This window comes from uncultured Corynebacterium sp., assembly GCF_902489365.1.
Classification (GTDB): Bacteria; Actinomycetota; Actinomycetes; order Mycobacteriales; family Mycobacteriaceae; genus Corynebacterium.
This window is the reverse complement of sequence record NZ_CABTZR010000172.1, coordinates 1-1,520: the sequence shown is the minus strand read 5'-3', so window position 1 is coordinate 1,520 and position 1,520 is coordinate 1. Positions and strand designations below refer to the sequence as shown.

At 63.9% G+C, this 1,520-nt stretch carries 1 protein-coding gene; it reads right to left on the bottom strand.

All coding sequences use genetic code 11. The features are described 5' to 3' along the window. On the bottom strand, positions 1 to 1,482 hold a 1,482-nt coding region (locus RDN59_RS12275; protein ID WP_308608080.1), incomplete at its 3' end, for a CoA-acylating methylmalonate-semialdehyde dehydrogenase. Positions 1,483 to 1,520: the final 38 nt, after the last annotated feature.

Here is a 1,520-nt window from a genome sequence, read left to right as displayed (position 1 = left end):
GGAGTCATCACTAGGCCAGCGCGAGGTGACGGTCTTGGTCTTGGTGTAGAAGCGGAAGGAATCCGGACCGTGCTGGTTGAGGTCGCCGAAACCGGAGGCCTTCCAGCCGCCGAAGGTGTGGTAGGCAATCGGCACCGGAATCGGAACGTTGACGCCCACCATTCCGACCTGGACGTTCTTGCAGAAGTCGCGGGCCGCGCCGCCGTTCTGGGTAAAGATGGCGACACCGTTGCCGTAGACGTGGTCGTTGGGGTAAGACACGGCCTCTTCCAGGGTTTCGGCGCGGACCATGACCAGCACCGGGCCGAAGATTTCCTCGCTGTAGATAGACATGTCGGCGGTGACGTTGTCGAAGAAGCTCGGGCCAGAGTAGAAGCCGTCCGCGAGGGAGTCCTCGTTATAGGTCTTGTCAGACATGTCCAACTCGCGGCCGTCGGCAAGCAACGTGGCTCCTGCCTCCACGCCCTCGGCGATGAGCCGGTGAACGCGGTCGCGCGCCTCGGCAGTGACTAGAGGGCCGTAGTCGGCCTCTGGGTCGAGGCAGTGGCCCACCTTAAGCTCCGGAATCTTTGCCAGGATGGCATCGCGCAGGCGGTCTGCCGTCTCCTGCCCCACCGGAACCACGACGGACAGTGCCATGCAGCGCTCACCGGCGGAGCCGAAGGCAGCGCCCACGATGGCGTCGGCGGTGGCGTCGATGTCGGCGTCGGGAAGCACAATGGCGTGGTTCTTTGCGCCACCGAAGCACTGGGCGCGCTTGCCTGTCGCCGCGCAGCGCTCGTAGATGTACTGCGCAATCGGGGTGGAGCCAACGAAACCGACGGCCTTGATCGTGTCGGAATCAAGGATGGCATCGACGGCCTCCTTTCCGCCGTGCACAACGTTGAGAACTCCAGCGGGGCCACCGGCCTCAATGAAGAGTTCCGCCAGGCGAACCGGCACGGAGGGGTCGCGCTCGGAGGGCTTAAGCACGAAGGCATTGCCTGCCGCCAGGGCGGGACCGGCCTTCCACAGCGGAATCATGGCTGGGAAATTGAACGGGGTGATTCCCGCTACCACGCCGAGCGGCTGGCGCAGCGAGTAGGTGTCGATGCCGGTGCCGACCTCCGAGGAGTACTCGCCCTTGAGCTGGTGCGGGGCGCCAAGCGCGAATTCCAGCACGTCGACGCCGCGCAGCACGTCTCCCTTGGCATCCGGGAAAGTCTTGCCGTGCTCGAGGGAGAGCTGGGTAGCCAGCTCATCCATGTTGGCATGAATGAGGCGGATCCACTCCATGATGATGCGGATGCGCTTCTGCGGGTTCAGTGCCGCCCAACCCGGCTGCGCCTTAGCGGATTCCGCAATAACGCTGTCCACGTCGGCCTTGTTCGCCAAGGCGACTGCGGCCTGCTCCTTGCCGGTCGAAGGATTGAGGACGGGCTGCGTGTTGCCCGACGTTCCCTCGAATGTTTCTCCGTTGACGTAGTGATAAACAGTGCGCATTGCGCTTCTCCTTCCTGGAACCTCCGGCTCCCTGTATG